The 15,625-nt window shown below is 65.8% G+C and carries 17 protein-coding genes; 8 read left to right on the top strand and 9 right to left on the bottom strand.

Annotated features, from left to right (window positions below):
* Positions 1-229: 229 nt before the first annotated feature.
* Entirely contained in the window at positions 230-706 is a 477-nt protein-coding gene (locus I8J29_RS30795) for a DinB family protein (RefSeq protein WP_208851125.1), read from the bottom strand.
* A gap of 264 nt (positions 707-970) precedes the next feature.
* Positions 971-1,423 carry an SRPBCC family protein gene (locus I8J29_RS30790; protein WP_208851124.1) on the bottom strand — a complete coding sequence of 151 codons (453 nt, stop codon included), beginning with the start codon at positions 1,421-1,423 and terminating at the stop codon, positions 971-973.
* 141 nt (positions 1,424-1,564) lie between these two features.
* On the opposite strand from I8J29_RS30790, the gene I8J29_RS30785 reads away from it, so the two are divergent.
* A complete protein-coding gene (locus tag I8J29_RS30785; protein ID WP_208851123.1) occupies positions 1,565-2,404 on the top strand; it encodes a helix-turn-helix transcriptional regulator in 840 nt (279 codons plus the stop codon).
* Positions 2,405-2,531: 127 nt separating this feature from the next.
* On the opposite strand, the gene I8J29_RS30780 is transcribed toward I8J29_RS30785, so the two are convergent.
* Both I8J29_RS30780 and I8J29_RS30775 read right to left on the bottom strand, forming a co-directional pair.
* A complete protein-coding gene (locus tag I8J29_RS30780) occupies positions 2,532-3,215 on the bottom strand; it encodes a DUF2306 domain-containing protein (RefSeq protein ID WP_208851122.1) in 684 nt (227 codons plus the stop codon).
* A gap of 247 nt (positions 3,216-3,462) precedes the next feature.
* Positions 3,463-3,741 carry a DUF2277 domain-containing protein gene (locus I8J29_RS30775; RefSeq protein WP_208851121.1) on the bottom strand — a complete coding sequence of 93 codons (279 nt, stop codon included), beginning with the start codon at positions 3,739-3,741 and terminating at the stop codon, positions 3,463-3,465.
* A gap of 247 nt (positions 3,742-3,988) precedes the next feature.
* Between I8J29_RS30775 and I8J29_RS30770 the strand changes: the two genes are divergently transcribed.
* From I8J29_RS30770 to I8J29_RS30760, 3 genes are read left to right on the top strand one after another with little or no spacing between them, the layout of a single operon-like run.
* Positions 3,989-4,426, top strand: coding sequence for a MarR family winged helix-turn-helix transcriptional regulator (locus I8J29_RS30770; protein WP_208851120.1), 438 nt, complete (start codon positions 3,989-3,991; stop codon positions 4,424-4,426).
* A 3-nt stretch (positions 4,427-4,429) separates the two neighbouring features.
* On the top strand, positions 4,430-6,205 hold the full coding sequence (locus I8J29_RS30765) for a DHA2 family efflux MFS transporter permease subunit (protein WP_208851119.1): 1,776 nt from the start codon (positions 4,430-4,432) through the stop codon (positions 6,203-6,205).
* Positions 6,206-6,245: 40 nt separating this feature from the next.
* Positions 6,246-6,809: an NAD(P)H-dependent oxidoreductase gene (locus I8J29_RS30760; RefSeq protein WP_208851118.1), complete on the top strand. Its 564-nt coding sequence runs from the start codon at positions 6,246-6,248 to the stop codon at positions 6,807-6,809.
* 82 nt (positions 6,810-6,891) lie between these two features.
* Here I8J29_RS30760 and I8J29_RS30755 read toward each other — a convergent pair whose 3' ends face one another.
* Entirely contained in the window at positions 6,892-7,326 is a 435-nt protein-coding gene (locus tag I8J29_RS30755) for an Lrp/AsnC family transcriptional regulator (RefSeq protein WP_208851117.1), read from the bottom strand.
* Between the two features lie 129 nt (positions 7,327-7,455).
* Between I8J29_RS30755 and I8J29_RS30750 the strand changes: the two genes are divergently transcribed.
* Entirely contained in the window at positions 7,456-8,202 is a 747-nt protein-coding gene (locus tag I8J29_RS30750; protein WP_208851116.1) for an MBL fold metallo-hydrolase, read from the top strand.
* A gap of 214 nt (positions 8,203-8,416) precedes the next feature.
* Here the strand turns inward: I8J29_RS30750 and I8J29_RS30745 are convergent, their stop codons facing one another.
* Both I8J29_RS30745 and I8J29_RS30740 read right to left on the bottom strand, forming a co-directional pair.
* Positions 8,417-8,968, bottom strand: a complete 552-nt coding sequence (locus I8J29_RS30745) for a DUF2812 domain-containing protein (RefSeq protein WP_208851115.1) — start codon at positions 8,966-8,968, stop codon at positions 8,417-8,419.
* 5 nt (positions 8,969-8,973) lie between these two features.
* Positions 8,974-9,312, bottom strand: coding sequence for a PadR family transcriptional regulator (locus I8J29_RS30740; RefSeq protein WP_208851114.1), 339 nt, complete (start codon positions 9,310-9,312; stop codon positions 8,974-8,976).
* Positions 9,313-9,502: 190 nt separating this feature from the next.
* On the opposite strand from I8J29_RS30740, the gene I8J29_RS30735 reads away from it, so the two are divergent.
* Positions 9,503-10,693, top strand: a complete 1,191-nt coding sequence (locus I8J29_RS30735) for a glycosyltransferase family 2 protein (RefSeq protein ID WP_208851113.1) — start codon at positions 9,503-9,505, stop codon at positions 10,691-10,693.
* An 892-nt stretch (positions 10,694-11,585) separates the two neighbouring features.
* On the opposite strand, the gene I8J29_RS30730 is transcribed toward I8J29_RS30735, so the two are convergent.
* Positions 11,586-12,182 (bottom strand): DUF3889 domain-containing protein, encoded by a 597-nt coding sequence (locus I8J29_RS30730; protein WP_208851112.1) that lies wholly within the window; start codon positions 12,180-12,182, stop codon positions 11,586-11,588.
* A 319-nt stretch (positions 12,183-12,501) separates the two neighbouring features.
* Positions 12,502-13,557, bottom strand: coding sequence for a chorismate synthase (gene aroC / locus I8J29_RS30725; protein ID WP_208851111.1), 1,056 nt, complete (start codon positions 13,555-13,557; stop codon positions 12,502-12,504).
* 127 nt (positions 13,558-13,684) lie between these two features.
* On the opposite strand from aroC, the gene I8J29_RS30720 reads away from it, so the two are divergent.
* Positions 13,685-14,584 carry a LysR family transcriptional regulator gene (locus I8J29_RS30720; RefSeq protein WP_208851110.1) on the top strand — a complete coding sequence of 300 codons (900 nt, stop codon included), beginning with the start codon at positions 13,685-13,687 and terminating at the stop codon, positions 14,582-14,584.
* Between the two features lie 165 nt (positions 14,585-14,749).
* Positions 14,750-15,517 (top strand): class I SAM-dependent methyltransferase, encoded by a 768-nt coding sequence (locus tag I8J29_RS30715; protein WP_208851109.1) that lies wholly within the window; start codon positions 14,750-14,752, stop codon positions 15,515-15,517.
* The last annotated feature ends 108 nt before the right edge of the window (positions 15,518-15,625 follow it).

Below are 15,625 nucleotides of genomic sequence, written 5' to 3'. Positions count from 1 at the left end.
CCCCTCCTTCGAGCTATCGGGACTTATCGCACTGCCCACTGTTCATTACCCGCCCGCGCGCAAAACGAAACCGTTCCGCCCCGAACCGTCGGGGCGCGTACGGGGATGGCGAGTCCCGCGGCGGCCGGACGCCGGCCAAATCGGCGCAGCCGGCTGCCGCGCGGCGAAGCGCCCGGACCGGCGCTCCCCGGAACGCCTGGCCGAGGCCGCGCGAAAAAAGCCGCCGTCCCTACAGGGACAGCAGCTTCCGGTAATTGCGGATCGTGCTCAGATGCATCGCCTCGTGGTAGAGGTTGAAGCTGAAGAACTGCTCCAGCGTCCCGAGATGCATGCCCGCCGACGTCGTGTACGGCGAGACGACGGGCTGCCCGATGTCTTCCCCGAACGTCAGGCGGATACGTTCGATCTGGCCGCCGAGCCGTTCCTCCAGCTCCCGCAGCGACGGCCACGCCGCGTCCGCCGGCGCCGTCAGCGGCGACGTGCCGTATTCGAACAGCGCCGTCCAGCCGGCGGGCGCCTGAAGCGGCAGCTCCGTGTATTTGTGCGCGTACCGGTCCAAGACGACGTAGATATGGCCCAAATGCCAGCGGATATGATTGCGGAATCCTTCGGGAACGACGTCCGCTTGCGCCTCCGTCACGCCCTCCATCAGCTTCAGCGTCTGCGCGCGCACGAAAGCGAGCTGACCGTATACGTAATGCTCCATCTTCTCCACCACTCCTTTGATCCGGAGCCGCCTTGCTCGCCGCGTGCCGACGGCCTTCGCTTAAGCGGCCCCTGCTGTCCCACCAGTATAAAGGCCGCCCGCGGGAGCCGTAACCCGAAGAATCGGCAAATCCTCAGCTTCGTCCGTTCGACGCCGAAGCCGGCAAGCATGCGAAGAGCCAAGGCCCGCCGCGATTGCGGCACTGCCTTGGCTAGCGAACGGTGCAGCGGGACATCCGTTCGGGCAGGCGGGCGGGAGCGCCGTCTACCAACCGAAATCCAGCGTTTTGCCCGTCTCGGCGTACGTCTTGATATTGCTCAGAATCATCGGCCAGCTCTGCTTCGTATTCGCGTAGGACGGGTGGCCCTCCGGCCACAGGTCGTTGACGAGCGTCAGCTTCACCGTTTCGCCGACGGGTTCCAGCGTCAGCGCGACGCGCGTCTCCAGCGCCTCGTGATTGTCCCGGTACGACGGGCCGGGATGCTCCAGATAACTCATCCGCTTATTCGCTTCGCAGTCGACGACGGTGCCGTAGACGTGAACCGTCCGGTCCCCGTCGTTGCCGGGGCCGACGTACGCGAAGGGCGAGCCGGGCTCGAACGTCGTCTCCAGCACGCAGCCGAAGAAGATCGCCTTCGTGCCTTCCGGCGACACGAGCGCGCGCCAGACGTCCTCCGGTTTCGCCCCGATATACAGCTCGTACTTCAACTCTTCCATTCCAATGCGCCTCCAAACTTGTCCGTAATGACTACCGTTATTTATTGCGCGCCCCGCGTCCTGGTGCTAGTCTCGAGTATAGCGCTTCAATCTCGGCCGGTATTGTAAAAACGCGACAGCGCTCGCGGAAGGAGGCATCGCATGAACGATTGGGACAATTCCGGCGGCCGGTCGGACCGCGGCATACTGAAGGCGGATCTGGCCCGGCAAAAGTTCGCGCTGCGGCGCATCGACCCGTCTCCCGCCCTCGCGCCGTATATCGAGCATTACTGGATCGTGCGCTGGGACCTGCGGGGGCAGCCACCCTACTCCCAGACGGTACTGTCCTATCCCAGCGTTAACATCGCGTTCGAGCGCGAGGGGGGCGGCCGCTTCGCCGGCGTGTACGGCGTGCCGACGCGAACGTTCGTCCGCAGCCTGAGGGAGGAAGGCGACGTGCTCGGCATCAAATTCCGCCCGGGCGGCTTCTATCCGTTCTGGCGGCGGCCGGCGGCGCTGTTGACCGGCCGCGCCGTGCCGTGGACGGAGCTGTTCGGCGAGGCGGCGCGGGACGCGGAGGCGCGGCTGTTCGCCGCGGACGCGGACGAAGAACGGGTGCGTCTGGCCGAAGCGTTCTTCGGCTCGCGCCTCCCGGGGCCGGACGACGACGAAGCCGTTCGCCTCGTCGGGGACATCGTGCGGGAGGTCATCGGCAACCGGGAGCTCGCCAAGGTCGAGGACCTCGTCGAACGGTTCGCCTTGAACAAACGGGCGCTGCAGCGCCTCTTCGGCCGCTACGTCGGCGTCAGCCCGAAATGGATCATCCAGCGGTACCGGCTGCAGGAGGCGGCCGAGCGGATCGAACGCGAGCGCGGCGCGCCGGATTGGCCGCGCCTGGCGCAGGACCTCGGCTTCTACGACCAGGCCCACTTCATCAAAAGCTTCAAGGCGCTGATCGGCAAGTCGCCGGAAGAATACGGCCGGGAGCTCGGCCTCCCTTAACGCGCTTGACGCACGGGCGGGCGCCCGCCCGCGAAGAAGGGCTGCGGCCGGCTGCTTCATGCAGCTGCGGACGCAGCCCTTCTTGGCGCTGCGGCGCGCCCGGCCGGAGAGCCCGGCCGCATGAACGTCACGGCGCCTCGATTGCGGCCGGCTTGCGGAAGAACAGCCGGGCGGCGAGATCCCCCGCCGCGAGCAGCAGCGCGATGCCGCCGTAGACGCCGATGCGGTATGCTTCCTCGTAGGAGAGGCTCGTCCAGCGGCCGAGCGCGTACGCCAGCGAATGGACGGCCGCGTTCGTGAAGCAGAACGCGTAGCTGCGCGCCATCCACCGCCGGTGGCGTTCGACGCGCTTCTTGCGGATGGCGAGAATTCCGAGCACGGTAAAGGCCGGCCACGCGATATTGAGCATATTGAACGCGAAGCTGACCGCCTCGCCGCCCGTCGCGTTCGGCGCCATGTAGCCGGAGCTTAACGAAACCGCGAGCACGGAGATCAGGTAGGCGTATCCGTTGCCCCGATGGAACCGGCGCGCCTCGCGAACGACCCAGGGCGAGAAGTTGACCGCCCCCGTCATCAGGGCGAGGCAGGCGAAGCCCAGGTGAATCCGCATCACGGGCAGCCAGACGGGCAGGTTGACGAGATCGGCGGGATTCGTCTTATGACGCAAGAATCCGGCGGCCTCCGGGTCCTGGAGCACGTTCTTGTAAACCGCGTACGCGACGAACGCGGCCGCGACGGCCGGCAGCCAATAATAAGGAAACTTGGGTTTCGGCGTTCGAGCAGGCGTTCGAGCAGGTTTTCGATTAGACATTCGATTAGACATTCGATTAGACATTCGCTTAGACATTCGTTTATTGGGAACCTCGCAAGATAAATTGGGAACGCGCGGCGTTCGCGGGCTCCGAAGCCCAGTATACCGCTGCAAGCGGCTCGATTGAAAGCCGGCCGCGCTGCGGACGCCTAAATGCAAAAAAGCCTTGTCCCCTCGGACCGCGGCGGCGGACCGAACCGGAACAAGGCTGTTTGTCGTGCCGCGGCAAGGCGGCCGACCGGCGAAGTCAGCCTTCTTTCGGGCCGAACCGCTTGACGGAACGGATGCGCGCCCGTTCGATCTCGACCTCGCGGCTGCGCTGCGGGCTGTTCGTCACGAGCGAGGACAGCAGCTTCTCCGCGGCCGCGGTCACCTCGCCGACGGCCAGCCGGAAAGCTTCCTCGTTGGCCTTGGAGGGCTGGTTGAAGCCCGACAGCTTCCGCACGAACTGCAGCGAGGCCGCCTTGATTTCGTCTTCCGTCGCGGGCGGGTCGAAGTTGAACAACGTTTTGATATTCCGGCACATGCGCGTCACCTTCCGATTCGTTGAATTTTGCCCCCATCATAGCATACGTTGACATGTTTTGGAATTCGATCCGCGCCCGGGCGGGCTCCGTTCGAGGATGAACCGCGGGCTGTCGGAGGATACTAACCGCAGCTTAGACAAATTGCAGCCTGGATTGGCATAAACTTTATATATGTCTCGATTGACATATTGACTAAACGGGTAGATAATAGTTCGCATGCGAAATATTCAGCGGAAGGAGTTTTTCATGGAGGAGCGGATCTTGCGCATCTTCGAAAGCTACCGCGAGGTCAATCAGTCGTTCTTCCAGCTGATGACCAAAGCGGCGAGCAAGCATAAATTAAGCGCGCCTCAGCTCATCGTCCTTCGCGTGCTGCACGAACAGCCGGCCCTCCGCCTGTCGGAGCTGGCCGACAAGCTCTTTCTCGGCAACAGCACGACGAGCGGCATCGTCGACCGGATGGTCAAGGCGGGCCTCGTGGAGCGGGAACGCACCCCGTCCGACCGGCGGGCGATGACGCTGACCTTGACCGGGCAGGGCGAGGCGCTCTGGCGCGAAACGGAAGCCACCCGGCTGCACATGATGCGGTCGCTGCTGGAGCTGTCGGATGCCGACCAGCGCGAGCTCGACCGGCTCCAGCGCGAAGTGCTGCGTCTTTTACGAAAATCCAGGGAGGAAGCTTAGACCATGACTACGATGGTATCCAATTCATTGCGCAAAGGGCCGATCATGGCCTCCTTGCTCATCGCCGCGTTCGTGGCGCTGCTGAGCCAGACGGTGCTCAACGTCGCGCTTCCGAAAATGATGACGGATCTCGGCGTGACGGAAAGCACGATCCAATGGCTGTCCAACGGCTATCTGCTGGCGAACGGCGTGCTCGTGCCGATCAGCGCCTTTCTCGTCAACCGGTTCACCACCCGGAAGCTGTTTCTCACGGCCTCATCTCTATTCGCGATCGGCACGGTCGTCTGCGCGCTCTCCGGCGATTTCAGCATCCTGCTGACCGGCCGTCTCGTGCAGGCCGTCGGCGCCGGCATTCTGATGCCGCTCATGACGGTCGTCACGCTCACCATCTTCCCCGTCGAGGAACGGGGCAAAGCGATGGGCCTGATGGGCGTCGCGATGATATTCGCGCCGGCGATCGGCCCGACGCTCTCCGGCTGGATCGTCGAGAACTACGACTGGCACGTGCTGTTCTACATCGTGCTGCCGCTCGCGGTCGCCGCGGTCATCTTCGGCGCCTTCTCGATGAAGGACGTCATCAAGACCTCGCGGCCGAAGCTCGACGTCCTGAGCGTCGTCTTGTCCACGCTCGGCTTCGGCGGCCTGCTGTACGGCTTCAGCGAAGCGGGCACCAAGGGCTGGGACGCGACCGAGGTCATCGTCTGCATCGCCGTCGGCGCCGTCGCGCTCGTCCTCTTCATCCTGCGCTCCATACTGGTGAAGAATCCATTGCTCGAAATGCGCGTGTTCAAATATTGGATGTTCTCGCTGACGTCCTTGATCAACGCCATCATCACGATGGCGATGTTCTCCGGCATGATCCTGCTGCCGATCTTCCTGCAGAACATCCGGCACTTCACGCCGCTCGAATCCGGGCTGCTGCTGCTGCCGGGCGCGATCCTGATGGGCATCATGTCGCCGATCACGGGCATGGTGTTCGACAAGATCGGCGCGCGCTGGCTTGCCGTCATCGGCCTCGCCATCACGACCATCACCACGTACGAATTCAGCCATCTGGAAGCCGACTCGACGTATAGCCACATGATGATCGTCTACACGGCGCGGATGTTCGGGATGTCCATGCTGATGATGCCGATCCAGACCGCCGGCCTGAACCAGCTGCCGCGCCGCCTGAACGCGCACGGCTCCGCGATGTCCCAGACGCTGCGGAACGTCTCCGGCGCCCTCGGCACGGCGCTGCTCGTCACGGTCATGACGAACCAGGCGACCGCCCACGCCAAAGACCTCGTCATCTCCGGCCAGATCGACCCGAAGGACGCGGCCAAAATGGCCGAGGTCACGCAGCAGGCGACCATCTACGGCATCAATCAATCGTTCGTCGTCGCGACCTGGCTGACCGTGGCCGCGCTCGTCCTGGCGTTCTTCATCCGCAAGGTGAAGCCGCAGGAGGATCCGGTGCAAGTGCCGGTGCCGCAGGACATGGCCGCCGTGCCGGAAGCGGAGGTGGCGGCGGCTCAGCCGGCCCGCGCGGAGATCGCGGCCCATGCGGAGCGGCCGAGCAAGGACGTCGAGTTCCGCGATGCCATCCGCGGGTTTCTCAATCCGACGCCGCCCGCCGCGGACGACGGTCGTTTCAACGACAAAGAATACCGGAAGGCGCTGCTGAAGCTGAAGGGCGGCGCCATCGAGAACGCGAGCCCCAAGGAAGACCTGTCCCCCGACCAAGCCTACCGGGAAACGCTCAAGAAGTTGACCGGGTCGCTGAAGGAAAACGAGTGAGGACGCGCGCGGAACGACCATCCAGAGAGGAGAACAATCGATGAAAATCTATATTGTGTACGATAGCGAAGCGGGACATACGGAGCAGCTTGCCCGTTCCATCGCCAAAGGGGCGGAACGCGTGCCGGGCGCGCAGGTGTTCATCAATCACGTCAATAAGGCGGACGTCAAAGACCTGGCCGACATGGACGCGATCATCTGGGGCTGCCCCGGACACTTCGGCTCCATCAGCTCCGGCTTGAAGGAATGGATCGACAAGCTGGGCTACCTGTGGGCGAACGGAACGCTGGTCGACAAGCTCGGCGCCGTGTTCTGCACGACGGCCACCATTCACGGCGGGATCGAAGCCACGCTGCTGAACCTCATTACGCCGATGCTGCATCAAGGCATGATGATCGTCGGCCTGCCGGCGAACATCCCGGAAAACGCGCTCTACGGCAGCTATTACGGCGTCGGGGTGACGTCGCCCGTCGAGGATACCCACGATCCGCTGAGCCAATCGCTGTTCGCGAAAGGGCTCGCGCTCGGCGAAGCGCTGGGATCGCGCGTGGCCAAGACGGCCGCCGTTTACGAAGCGGGCAGGATAACGCTGGGGGCGGTATAGATCGGCGATGAATAACGAGAGCGCGGACCGATGTACGGGCCGCGCTCTTCGTGCATGGTGCCGCCTGGACCGGCGGCCGGCTTCAACCGGATTTGACCGTCTCGATGGACAGGCTGACCTTATAATTGCCGAACGCAAGCAGCTCGCCAAGCAAGGCGTTCAGCTCGGCCCCGCCGTTCACGCGGACCCGCAGCCAGTAGCAGCCTTCGCCGCTGACGCGGTGCATCTCGGCGATTTCCTCCCGCTCCCGGGCGAACGCGATCAGCGCCGCGTGCGCCGAATTGGAAGGGAGAAACATCGTGATGAAGGCCTGCACGGCCAGGCCGAGCTTGTCCGGGTTCCACCGGAGCGTGTAGCCCTCGATGACGCCGAGCTCCCGCAGCCTCCGGATGCGGGCGCCTACCGCCTGTCCGGTCAGATGCACGGCCGCGCCGATGTCCTTGTTCGACCTGGCGGCATCCTCCAACAGGCATGCTACGATCCGCCGGTCCGTGTCGTCGAACGTCCGATGCGTCATCTCGTTCACTTTCCTTTCACCGTGAAAATCGCCGGCCCCGTATGCGTTCAGCGCGCATGGGACGCGGCGGGCGGTCCGTGGTACCATCGTTACGGAACCGATTAATCCTTGCAGGAGAGGTGCATATTCATGAAATTCACGCTGATTCGCCATGCTTCGCTTTGGCTCGAATACGCCGGCTCGACGCTGCTCGTCGATCCCATGCTCGGCGCGGCGGGCGTCAACCCGCCCATCGCGAATTCCGGCGACGACCGCCGCAATCCGCTGGTCGGTCTGCCGGGCGACCCGGCGCGGTGGCTATCTCCGGACGCCGTGCTCGTCACGCATCTTCACCCCGACCATTGGGACGACGCGGCGGCCGAGGGGCTGCCGAAGGCGGTGCCCGTCTTCTGCCAGCCCGGCGATCAAGCGGCCTTCCGCGGCCGGGGCTTCGGCGACGTCACGGAGGTCGACGGCGGCGCCTCGTTCCGCGGCATCTCGATCGTCCGCACGGGCGGGCGGCACGGCACCGGCGAGATCGGCCGGCGGATGGGCCCGGTCTCGGGCTTCGTGCTTCGTGCGCCTGGCGAGCCGACCGTCTACGTCGCGGGCGACACGATCTGGTGCGACGAGGTCAAGGACGCGCTCGAATCGCACCGGCCGGACGTCGTCGTCGTCAACGCCGGCGGCGCGGAGTTTCTGACCGGCGGCCCGATCACGATGGACGCGGAAGGCGTAATCGCGGTCGTCCGCCATGCGCCGGACACCGAGGTGATCGCGGTCCATATGGACGCGATCAACCATTGCCGCGTCACCCGCGGCTTGCTGCGGGAGCGGCTCGCGGCGGAAGGGCTGGCGGAACGCGTGGCGATCCCGCTGGACGGGGACACGCGTTAAGCCGGCCTCCGGCAAGCGCCGCGCGGCGGAGGGGCGGCGGAGGGCGATACGGCGAACGACCCGATACGGCGGCAGCCCGCGGTGCGGCGGGCTGCCAACGCGGAAGACGACCGATGCGGCGGAAGGCCGGCCTGCTCCCTTGGGAGCGGGCCGGCCTTTATCGCGCGCGCCGCGCCAAGGTTCGGCTCGGGACCCGGCCCGCCTCGCGCATGGCTCAGGATTCGATCTCTTTGATTTTGCGGCTCATCTTGGCGATGCCGATGCCGAGCAGCGCGAAGATCGCGGCATAGATCGCCAGCACGGGCACGACGATGCCCCACAAATGGCCGCTCATCCGGGGCAGCAGGTTCACGCCGTTCACGCACAGCAGCATGGCGTTGATCGGCAGCATCACGGCCATCACCCCGCGAATGCGCTTGTAGTGCGCGACGAGCGAGTCCCGGTCCGTGTACAGGCGCGGACTCTCCCCGGGCTGCCACGGGCGGCGAAAGTAAAACCAGACGCCGGCGAAGCTCCCGGCGTGCTCCCAGCCGGCGTCGCGGTACAGCTCCAGGTACGACGCCAGCTTCTCCCCCTTCCCGAGCCCCGGCTGATAATCGAGCCGGTACGTGTAGCGCGACGAAGCATCCCGCTCGAACGTGCTCCGAACGACGCCCGCCCGCCGCAGATGCAGCCCTTGGGCGGACATGGCGTTCACCCAGTCCTCTTCCTGCTCGTACTGCCAGCTCATCCACAGATGGGTCTTCTTCACCGTCTCCACTGCCATCTTCCTCACGCCTCCCCCGATTGCATGATGCGCCGGCCGACCGCCAGCAGCTCCTCCAGCCGGTTCATCTCGGCCGCGGCCGCCTCTTTGCCGGCTTCCGTCATGACGTACAGCTTGCGCCTTGCGTCCGTCCCGTCCGGAACGGGGTAATGCTCGATCAGCCCTTTGCCGAGCAGCGCGTTCAGCGCGGTATACAGCGTGCCCGCCCCGAGCTTCACCCGGCCGCCGCTCATCGCCTCGACGTCCTGCATGATGCCGTAGCCGTGCGAAGGACGCGGATAAAGGGCGATCAGAATGTAATAGAACGCCTCCGTGAGCGGAAGCGGCTCTTTCGGCTTTGCCATAGCGGACGGCCCCCATTACTTCGTTAGTCGATATATCGTATGTTGATACATTAACACTCGATACATCGATTGTCAATCGATTCCCGCTCGTTCGCGAGACCGTTTCCCCGCCCGGCCAAAAATGGACGCTCGGCCCGTTCCCCCGCCGCGCGAGATTCATAGACTGCTAGAAAAGGAAGGAGTGTGAACCGTGGCGAAAGTCGGAATCGTCATGCCCGCTTACTATCAAAACGAAGCCTATATCCGGATCGCGATCGCATCCGTCCTGAATCAAACCTACCGGGACTTCCTCCTCGCCATCGTCGTGGACGGCGCCCCGGATTTAGTGCCACTTTTCCAAGAGCTGACGCAAGGCGACCCGCGGGTGAGCATCGCCGCCTATCCCCAGAATCAAGGCGTCGCCTACGCGCTCAACTACGGCTTCGAAATCGTGATGGACGCCGGCTGCGAATATTTGACCTGGGTGTCGACGGACAACTACTACTATCCGTATTGCCTCGACGTCCTCGTTCGCGAAATGGACCGTTCCCATCCGAATATCGGCATCGTCTACAGCGCTTTCCGGCATATCCGGGAAGACGGCATGGCCGCGCATCCGCCGGAAGTGATCGAGGAGGTCCGCCGGTTCCAGGACCGGTCCAAACAGGCGCTGCTGGAGGGCTGCATCATCGGGCCCTGCTTTTTGCAGCGCACGTCGTATTGCCGTCTGGTCGACGGCTACCGGTTCACCTATATCCAGGATTACGACTACTGGATCCGGCTGACCGATTACTGCGACATCAAGTACATCCCGATCCAGCTCATGGATTACCGGATCGATTCGCCGTTCAGCCTGTCGACGCACATCGTCGAGCAGCCCGCCAAACACCGCGTCTGCTGGAACGAGGTGCACCGGTCCCACTACGAGACGCGGCAGCGGCGGGGCATCAAGCCCGACATCAGCGTGCTGTTCCTCCTGCGGCCGAACGAGGTCGAACAGGCGACGCACGCCATGCAGAAGGTCATCGACCAGTACGAGACGAATTTCGAGCTGCTGGTCGTGAGCCTGGCGACGCGGCACGAGACCGAGGCCGTGCTGGCCCCTTACGAGGATCCCCGGGTCCGCGTGCTCTACTACTCGTACCATGCCGACTTCAACGCGCTGCGCAAGGCGCTGCCGAAGGCGCGGGGCGAGTGGTGCGTCGTCTTCGACAGCACCCGCATGACCGGCAACCTCGGCTTCCTGCGGGCGATCCGCAAGGCGGGCGCGCTCGACAAAAGCAAAGCCGCCTCGATCGCCCTCGACGGGGAGCGCATCGTCGCGACGCGGGAGGTCGGCGGCCTGTACGGCGCGGTCACGGTCAAGCCGGCGCTGGCGCAGTACCTGCAGTCGCTGGGCTGAGGCGCTCGAGCGGCGGAGCGGTGTACGGCGGAGCGGCGGACGGCGGAGCGACGTATGGCGGAGCGGTGGACGCGGAGCTACGTATGGCGGAGCGGTGGACGGCGGAGCGACGTATGGCGGAGCGGCGGACGCGGAGCTACGTATGGCGGAGCGGTGGACGGCGCTCAGAACCCCCGCGGCCGCGCCTTCGCGGGCGCACGCGGCACGCTTTATACGCGAAACGGCGGATCGGGGTCCCGCGTTACCGGGATCCTGATCCGCCGTTTGTTTGCCCGCTTGGCTTTGCGCCTTGCCTGGTACTGCTGAATGGAGCCGGCGATACGGACCGATAACCGAGCGGACATACGTTCCGCTATTCTCCCCATTCACGGCCATTTTCGAATCGTGCGGACACACGTTCCGTTATCGCTGCGATAAGACGCCGTAAGAGCCCCATCCGGGTCCAATAACGGATCCTATGGCCGCCTAATTGCGAAATCGCTTGAATCGGCTCAATAGCGGATCCTATGGCCGCGAAAATTCCGCCCGCGCCCGTTGCGCGAGCCGGCTACGTCGAATACCCCGGCATCCGCGATCTCGGATGCCGGGGTATTCGGATTTGTACCGCCACGCGGTGAATCTCGGCATGCGGCGGCGGCGCCATCCGAGCGTCAGGCTGGCCGCAAGCCGCGCGCGGCCGGAAATTCGCGCGGATCCGGCGGCGGAAGCGGACGGCGCTGCCCGGTTGCCGGAGCGAAGCTCCTTGCAGAGCCGGGCCGGAGCGAAGCTCCTGCGCCGAGTCGGCCCCTCACGGAGCGCTCCTTGCCGAGCCGGCCGTTCAGGGAGCGCTCCCTGCGCCGAGCCGGCCCCTCACGGAGCGCTCCCTGCGCCGAACCGACCGCTCGCCCGCCGCCTAGAACTCGCGAAGCGACTCCACGCGCGCGGCGATCGGCCGGCGCGTATCCAACGCGTAGTCGACCTCGACCCGGAGCAGCCGGTTGCGGTCGTCCTGCCGGATCCAGAACCGGAACGCCTGCCTCGCGGCGTCCGCGCCCAGCCAGCGGCAGCCGAAAGGCTTCCGGCCGACGAGCTCGGCGCCGGGATGCTTCGCCCGAACGGCGTCGGCCGCATGGCGCTCCCACCGCGCGAACGAAGCGATGCGCGCATCCGCCGTCTCCGCGGCCGCCGCCCGGGGAGCGCCCGCGCCGAGGGGCGCGTCCACGGTCGCGTAGACGCCGAATTCCCGGCCGTGCCGGCGCAGCCAATACTTGAACAAGTACTGCCGGGACGAGGGCGACTCGCACGTGCAGCCGATATAGTGCATGTCGATTAGCGCCGCCCCCGGATAGCGCGTCGAGACGGCCTCGCGCGCCAATCCGTTCCAGCGGACGTACGCGTGGTAGCCGTCCTCCGGATCGTACTTCGCGGGCGCCCCCGCTTGAGCGGTCGACGGACGGCACGCGAGCAGCAGCAGCAGCGGAACAAGCAGCAGCGCGGCGCAGGTTCGCATGTGCCTCTCTCCTTTCCTGTCAAATCCAGGTTAGGATGCTGCCGGCCGGTCCGTCCTATTCGCCGCCGCGGCCCGCCGAGCCGCACGCCTCGCCGCGACTCCGACGCTTTTGTCTGTCCCGGCTCGTTTCCGCCGGTCCGCTGCCCTCTATCTACCGGCCATCGGCCCGGCCGCCAGCTAGCTTGCTCCTGCCGCCCCCCGGCCTATCCCAGCCGCCTGCCGCCGACCACCGTCCGCCCGCCTTCCGATCACGGTCCGCTCACCGCCGACCACGGCCCGCCCGCCGCCCGGCAGCCCGACTTGCCCGCGCGCCCGCCGCTCAGCCGTGCAGCGCGGCTTGGCGCTTGTAGTGGTCCTCCAACACGAGGCAGGCCATCGCTTCCATGACCGGAACCACCCGCGGGCAAATGCACGGATCGTGCCGGCCCTCGGTGCGAATCGTCCGCTCCTCGCCCGTCGTCGTCACCGTCCGCTGCGGCGTCGAAATCGACGACGTCGGCTTGACGGCCACGCGGAACACGATGTCCGCGCCCGTGCTGATGCCGCCGAGAATGCCCCCGGCGTTGTTGCTCGCGAAGCCGTCCGCGTTCATGCCGTCGTTATGCTCGCTGCCGAGCATGCTCGCCGCCGCGAAGCCCGCGCCGAACTCGATGCCCTTGACGGCGCCGACCGACAGCATCGCCTTGGCGAAGTCCGCGTCGAGCTTGTCGAACACCGGCTCGCCGAGGCCCGCCGCCACGCCGCTGATCCGGCATTCGACGACGCCGCCGGCGCTGTCGCCGCGGGCGACGAGCGTCTTGATGTAATCCTCCATCCAGACGGCCGCGTCGGGATCGCAGGCGCGCACGCTGTTTTGCTCGATCGCCTCGGGCACGAACGTCCGGCACGAAATGCCGCCGATCTCCTTCGTATACGCCACCACCTGCACGCCGCGGCGTTCCAGCAGCTTGCGCGCCACGGCGCCCGCGGCGACGCGCGCCGCCGTTTCCCGGCCGGACGCCCGTCCGCTGCCCCGGTGGTCGCGCAGGCCGTATTTTTGCAGATACGTGTAATCCGCGTGCCCCGGGCGGAACGTCTCGTCCATCCCGTCGTAGGCGCTCGGCCGCATGTCCTTGTTGTCGAGCAAAATGCAGAGCGGCGTGCCCGTCGTCCGGCCCTCGAACATCCCCGACACGATGCGGATGACGTCGTACTCCTTGCGCGGGGACGTCACCGCCGACTGCCCAGGCTTGCGCCGGTCCATCTGAACCTGAATATACGCCTCGTCGAGCTCTACCCCGGGCGTGACCCCGTCGACGATGACGCCGACCGATACCCCGTGCGATTCCCCGAACGTCGTGATTTTGAACGCTTCCCCAAATGTGCTGCCTCCCATGATCCGGCACCTCCGTCGTGATGTTCTTTTCCGTTACGGTCGATTATAATGAACGCTATACAATAAATGAAATCGTAATTTCCGTAGTCTGGCATAGATATAATTGATGACAAGGTGGGCGACAACCATGAGCGCGAAGCTGCATTTGGAGTGGTACCGCATCTTTTTGCATACGGCCAAGGCCGGCAACCTGACGAAAGCGGCGCAGGAGCTGCACGTGACGCAGCCGTCCGTCAGCTATGCCGTCAAGCAGCTGGAGGAAGGGCTCGGCGTCAAGCTGTTCGACCGCCTGTCCAAGGGGGTCGTGCTGACGCCCGAAGGCGCCGATCTGCTCCAATTCGTCGAACAGTCGCTCTCGCTGCTGGAAGCCGGCGAACGCAAAATGGCCGCGCTCAGCCGCCACGCCGCCGGCGAGCTGCGGATCGGCTCCAGCGGGCCGATCATCAAGCATCTGCTGCTGCCGCCGCTCGACGACCTGCGCGCCGAATTTCCCGACATCGAGATTCGGCTCTACCAGGGCAAGACCGCGGAAATCGCGGCGTGGCTGAAAGAAAACCGCATCGACATCGGCATCGTCCATCTGCCGGTGACCGATCCCGCGCTCGACGTGCGCCCGCTCGCCGCTATCCGAGACTGCTTCGTCGCCGGGCCGCGCTACCGGCACCTGGCGGAGCGGCCGCTCGCCGCCGCGGAGCTGGCGGCGCTGCCCCTGCTGCTGCTGTCCGCCGGGAGCAGCACGCGGGTGTTCGCGGAGCGCTGGTTCGCCGCGCGGGGACTCGAGGTCGACGCCGCTTTCGAGCTGAGCAGCACCGACATGCTCGTCGAGTTCGCCCGGCGCGGCTACGGCGCAGCCTTCGTGACGCGCGAATTCGTGCGGACGCCGCTCGCGCGGGGCGAGCTGTTCGAGCTGCGGACGGCGGACGCCGTTCCGGAGCGCCTCGTCGGCCTGGCGACCCGCCGGGGCATGTCGCTGCCCGGCATCGGGCAGCTGTTCGTCGAGCGGCTGACGGCCTCCGAAGACCGTTGACCGCTTTCCGCCCATCGCCTATAGTGGAGATAATTCCCAACGAATCGGAGTGATGAACATGCTAACGGCTCCATCCCGCCCGGCGGCGTTCAAGACGGTGCGGAACGGATAGCAGGCGCTGCCGTCCTTCCGCGTGTTCGATTACGCGAATGGAGGAATTCGTTCATGTCTTTCAGCTATTACGGCGAGCTTTGCACGGAAGTGTACGATTTGACGAAGAAAATCGGCCAGTCGATTAACGGCGACATCGAGTATTACCGCGACCGGCTGCTTGGCTGCCAGGGCCGCATCCTGGAGGCGATGGCCGGTTCGGGACGCGTCCTGATTCCGCTGCTCGAGGCCGGGCTGCTCGCGGACGGCGTCGACGCCTCGCCCGACATGCTGGCGTCCTGCCGACGGCGCTGCGCCGACCGGGGACTCGCTCCCGAGCTTTACCTGTCCAGCCTGCAGGAGCTGGCGCTGCCGGAGCGCTACGAGGCGATCCTCGTCCCGGCCGGATCGTTCCTGCTGATCGAGCGGCGCGAGGAATCGCTGCAGGCGCTGCGGCGGCTGTACGACCATCTGCTGCCGGGCGGGCGCCTGATGCTCGATCTGTTCTTGCCGGACGCCGACTTCGCGCCCGGGGGCTTCGCCGGTTCGTCGGCCTTCCCGCTGCCGGACGGCGACACGATCACGATGGAGGGCAAGCTGGCCGAGGCCGATCTGTTCGGGCAGTACAAGGTCTCCTACATCAAGTACGAGAAATGGCGCCAGGGCAAGCTGGTCGCGACGGAGCTCCAGCGCTTCGCGCTGCGCTGGTACGGGGTCGAGGAGTTCAAGCTCGTGCTGGAGAGCCTCGGCTTCGCGGACGTCACGGTGTGCGCGGACTTCGAGCCGGGCAAAGCGCCGTCGAACGCGGGGCAGCAGTACGTGTACGAAGCGGTGCGCAGGTAGCGCGGCGGGCGGCGGCTCGCGCCGGGCTGTGCGCGGGTACCCGCCGCCGGCAGCCGCGGCTCGTCCCCTGCTGCGCGGCGCGCTCGCGGACGGCCGGCATCGTCCGGG

Origin of the sequence: Paenibacillus artemisiicola, assembly GCF_017652985.1 — a bacterium.
In the GTDB taxonomy this organism is placed as follows: Bacteria; Bacillota; Bacilli; order Paenibacillales; family Paenibacillaceae; genus Paenibacillus_Z; species Paenibacillus_Z artemisiicola.
This window is presented reverse-complemented; position numbering and strand designations above follow the sequence as displayed.

What these genes read in the sequence shown, in the direction of transcription:
- I8J29_RS30780 (WP_208851122.1), bottom strand. Translation starts at nt 3,215, where the DNA reads ATGTCTAATCGAAAACCTGCTCGAACGCCTGCTCGAACGCCGAAACCC.
- I8J29_RS30745 (WP_208851115.1), bottom strand. Translation starts at nt 8,968, where the DNA reads ATGGCAGTGGAGACGGTGAAGAAGACCCATCTGTGGATGAGCTGGCAG.
- I8J29_RS30730 (WP_208851112.1), bottom strand. Translation starts at nt 12,182, where the DNA reads ATGCGAACCTGCGCCGCGCTGCTGCTTGTTCCGCTGCTGCTGCTGCTC.
- I8J29_RS30740 (WP_208851114.1), bottom strand. Translation starts at nt 9,312, where the DNA reads ATGGCAAAGCCGAAAGAGCCGCTTCCGCTCACGGAGGCGTTCTATTAC.
- I8J29_RS30795 (WP_208851125.1), bottom strand. Translation starts at nt 706, where the DNA reads ATGGAGCATTACGTATACGGTCAGCTCGCTTTCGTGCGCGCGCAGACG.
- I8J29_RS30755 (WP_208851117.1), bottom strand. Translation starts at nt 7,326, where the DNA reads ATGACGCATCGGACGTTCGACGACACGGACCGGCGGATCGTAGCATGC.
- aroC (WP_208851111.1), bottom strand. Translation starts at nt 13,557, where the DNA reads ATGGGAGGCAGCACATTTGGGGAAGCGTTCAAAATCACGACGTTCGGG.
- I8J29_RS30750 (WP_208851116.1), top strand. Translation starts at nt 7,456, where the DNA reads ATGAAATTCACGCTGATTCGCCATGCTTCGCTTTGGCTCGAATACGCC.
- I8J29_RS30790 (WP_208851124.1), bottom strand. Translation starts at nt 1,423, where the DNA reads ATGGAAGAGTTGAAGTACGAGCTGTATATCGGGGCGAAACCGGAGGAC.
- I8J29_RS30715 (WP_208851109.1), top strand. Translation starts at nt 14,750, where the DNA reads ATGTCTTTCAGCTATTACGGCGAGCTTTGCACGGAAGTGTACGATTTG.
- I8J29_RS30775 (WP_208851121.1), bottom strand. Translation starts at nt 3,741, where the DNA reads ATGTGCCGGAATATCAAAACGTTGTTCAACTTCGACCCGCCCGCGACG.
- I8J29_RS30785 (WP_208851123.1), top strand. Translation starts at nt 1,565, where the DNA reads ATGAACGATTGGGACAATTCCGGCGGCCGGTCGGACCGCGGCATACTG.
- I8J29_RS30720 (WP_208851110.1), top strand. Translation starts at nt 13,685, where the DNA reads ATGAGCGCGAAGCTGCATTTGGAGTGGTACCGCATCTTTTTGCATACG.
- I8J29_RS30760 (WP_208851118.1), top strand. Translation starts at nt 6,246, where the DNA reads ATGAAAATCTATATTGTGTACGATAGCGAAGCGGGACATACGGAGCAG.
- I8J29_RS30770 (WP_208851120.1), top strand. Translation starts at nt 3,989, where the DNA reads ATGGAGGAGCGGATCTTGCGCATCTTCGAAAGCTACCGCGAGGTCAAT.
- I8J29_RS30765 (WP_208851119.1), top strand. Translation starts at nt 4,430, where the DNA reads ATGACTACGATGGTATCCAATTCATTGCGCAAAGGGCCGATCATGGCC.